Consider the following 3251-nt stretch of genomic DNA (forward strand, 5'->3'; position numbering starts at 1 on the left):
CCGGGCAGCGGGGCGCGAACGCGCACCCGGGAGCGGGCACGGCCAGGTCCGGGGGCTGCCCGCCGATGGCGACGAGGCGTTGCCGGGCCGGGGCGTCGAGCCGGGGCGTGGCGGCCAGCAGGGCCCGGGTGTACGGCATCCGGGGGTCGGAGAGCACCTGCGCGGTCGGGCCGGTCTCGACCACCCGGCCGGCGTACATCACCGCGACCCGGTCGGCGTGGCTGGCCACCGTGCCCAGGTCGTGCGTGATGAGCACCAGTCCCATGCCGAGGTCGCGGCGCAGGCTGTCCAGCATGTCGAGGATCTCGGCCTGCACGGCGACGTCGAGCGCGGTGGTGGGCTCGTCGGCGATGAGCAGCTTGGGCCCGGCGGCCAGCGCCAGCGCGATGGCGGCGCGCTGCCGCATGCCACCGGAGAGCTGGTGCGGGTACTGGTCCAGCCGCCGCCGCGGCTCGGGCAACCGGGCCAGTTCCAGGGCGGCCACGGCCCGCTCCCGCGCGGTGGCCCGGGAAACCGGCTCGTGGGCGCGGACCGCGTCGGCGATCTGCGTGCCCAGGGTGAGCAGCGGGTTGAGCGCGGCGGTCGGGTCCTGGAAGACCATGGCCACCTCCCGGCCGCGTACCTTCCGCCACTGGTGGGGCTCCAGCCCGGTCAGGTCCACGTCGCCGAGCCGGATCGACCCGGTGGTGCGGCAGACCGGCGCGCGGGGGGTCAGACCGAGGACGCTGAGTGCGGTGACGGTCTTGCCGGAGCCGGACTCCCCCACCACCGCGAGGGTCTCCCCGGCGTCGACGTGCAGGTCGACGCCGGTGACCGCGTGCACGGGCCGGGCCTGGGGCGTGAAGGTGACGGTCAGCCCGTCGATCTCGAGCAGGGGCATCGGGGTGCTCCGCTCAGGACTTCAGGGTGGCTTCGTCGAGGCGCCACTGGCCGTCGACGTTGAGCACCACCCCGTCGAGCTTCGCGCTGTGGATCAGCGGCGACTTCGGCTGGTGCAGGAAGATCCAGTAGTTCTGGCCGACGACACGCTTCTGCACGTCGACGTACGCGGCCTTGCGCACGGCGCGGTCGTCGGAGCCGGCCGCGCGGGCCAGCAGCTCGTCCAGCGTGGGGTCGGCGAGACCGGACCAGTTGTTGGACCCCTTGCTGGCGAAGTACGGGTCGAAGGAGAGCGACGGGTCGAGCCGGGGGATGTCGATGACCAGGAGGGTGGCGTCGAAGTCCTGCTTGCGCATCCGGTCGAGCTGGGTCTGGCTCTCCAGCACCTCCACCTTGGGCGCGAAGCCGGCGGCGGTGAGCTGGGACTGGAGCAGCTCGGCGATCGTCGGGTCGGGGGCGCGGCGGCGGGCCAGCACGGTGATCGGCACGGCCTTCCCGCCGAGGGCCGCCTTCGCCTTCGCCGGGTCCAGCGGCGGCGGGGTGATCGACGGGTCGTAGAACCAGTCCTTGGCGGTCGCGAAGGACGGGGCGAGGTCGTACTGGCCGGCCGCGGCGGCCTTGCCCACGCCGTCGCGGTCGATTGCCATGGCGAACGCCTCGCGGACCTTCGGGTCGTTGAACGGCGCGCGGGTGGTGTTCAACGCGACGTAGTAGGAGCGGCGCACCCCGATGTCGGTCATGGTGATCTGCCGGTCGCCGGCGAGCTGGCCGTACTCCTCCGGTGGGAGGGCACGGACGAGCTGCACGCCGCCGGTGGCGAGTTCGGCGCGCAGCACCTTGGTGTCGGTGACGAACCGGAACACCACCTGGTCGAGGCGGGGCAGCGCGGAGCCGTCGGCGGCCCTGCGCCAGTACGTCGCGTTGCGCTTGCCGGTGAGCTGCACCTTGGAGCGCCACGCGTCGAAGACGAACGGGCCGGTCCCGACCGGCTTGCGGCCGTAGTCACCGGCCTTGACGGCGGTCGGCGAGGCCATCATGCCGGGCTCGTGGGCGAGCTGCACCAGCAGCAGCGGGTCGGCCGCGGAGAGGGTCAGCCGCAGCGTCCGGGGGTCGACCACGTCGACCGAGGCGACCTTGCGCAGGGCGGCGGTCTTGGTGGACTTCGTGGCCGGGTCGAGCACCCGGCGCAGGTTGAACGCCGCCGCCTCGGCGTCGAACGCGGTGCCGTCGTGGAAGGTCACGCCCGTACGCAGGGTGAACGTGGCGGTCAGCCCGTCGACGGTCCACTTCTCGGCCAGCGCCGGGCCGAAGGAGCCGTCGCGCTCCTGCCGCAGCAAGCTGTCGTAGAAGAGGTTGAGCACGTTGCGGTCGGAGGAGATCGCGCTGCTCAGCGCCGGGTCCAGGGTGGTGGGTTCGTTGTCGAAACCGACGGTGAGGATGCCACCGCGCGCCGTGCCGGCGGAGGTGCCGTCGTCCGTGCCGCAGCCGGCGAGGGCGACCGCGCCGAGAGCGACCGCGCCGCCGAGGAGCGCGCGCCGGCTGAGCAGGGCAGGGTGCACCGAGGGTGTGTCCATGGTGGTTCCCTTCGGGGAGGGTGTGGTGGGGGGTGGGGTGGTGCTACCGGCCCGGGGTGAGGTCGGGTCGGTGGGCATCCAGCGCGTCGCGCAGGGCGTCGGCGAGCAGGTTGAACGCCGCGATGGTGAGCAGGATGGCGAGGCCGGGGAAGACGCTCAGCGACCAGCTGGCGTCGAGGTGGTCGGTGCCGGCCGCCACCATCGCGCCCCAACTGGGCTGCGGCGGCTGGACCCCGAGGCCGAGGAAGCTGAGCGATGCCTCGGCGATGATCGCGGTGGAGGCCTGGAGCGCGGCGAAGACGCCGAGCGTGCCGGCCAGGTGCGGGAGCAGGTGGCGGCGCAGCAGCGCCGCGGTCGGGACGCCGACGATGTGGGCGGCGGAGACCCATTCACGGGTCCGCAGGGAGAGCACCTCGCCCCGGACGACCCGGGCGAAGCGGGGGGTGGCGACGAGGGCGATGGCGATCAGCGCGTTGCGCAGCCCGGGACCGAGGGCGGCGACCACGGTCAGCGCGAGCACCAGCAGCGGGAAGGCGAGCAGGCCGTCGACGGTGCGCATGAGCACCGCGTCCACCCAGCCGCCCCGGTAGCCGGCGATCAACCCGAGCACCGTGCCGAGGACGAGTGCGACGCCGACCGCGACGGTGGCCACCGCGACGGTCACGGCGGCGCCGTCGACGATCCGGGCGAGGACGTCGCGGCCCAGCTCGTCGGTGCCGAGCAGGTGACGGGCGCTCGGTCCGGCGAGCAGCCGGTCGGTGTCGGTGGCGGCGCTGCGCGTACCGAGCAGCGGGCTGG

At 73.9% G+C, this 3251-nt stretch carries 3 protein-coding genes; all 3 read right to left on the minus strand.

The annotated features are described in order from the left end of the window. A partial coding sequence (locus AB0I76_RS25860) for an ABC transporter ATP-binding protein (protein ID WP_357040505.1) occupies window positions 1-880 on the minus strand: 880 nt, incomplete at its 3' end. A gap of 13 nt (window positions 881-893) precedes the next feature. Next, on the minus strand, window positions 894-2453 hold the full coding sequence (locus AB0I76_RS25865) for an ABC transporter substrate-binding protein (RefSeq protein WP_357040508.1): 1560 nt from the start codon (window positions 2451-2453) through the stop codon (window positions 894-896). Between the two features lie 43 nt (window positions 2454-2496). After that, on the minus strand, window positions 2497-3251 hold a 755-nt coding region (locus tag AB0I76_RS25870; RefSeq protein ID WP_357040511.1), incomplete at its 5' end, for an ABC transporter permease.

Source organism: Micromonospora sp. NPDC049799, from assembly GCF_040656655.1.
Taxonomy (GTDB): domain Bacteria; phylum Actinomycetota; class Actinomycetes; order Mycobacteriales; family Micromonosporaceae; genus Micromonospora.

Bases quoted from the DNA above. Each gene is read 5' to 3' on its own strand.
- AB0I76_RS25865 (WP_357040508.1), bottom strand. From the start codon at position 2,453: ATGGACACACCCTCGGTGCACCCTGCCCTGCTCAGCCGGCGCGCGCTC.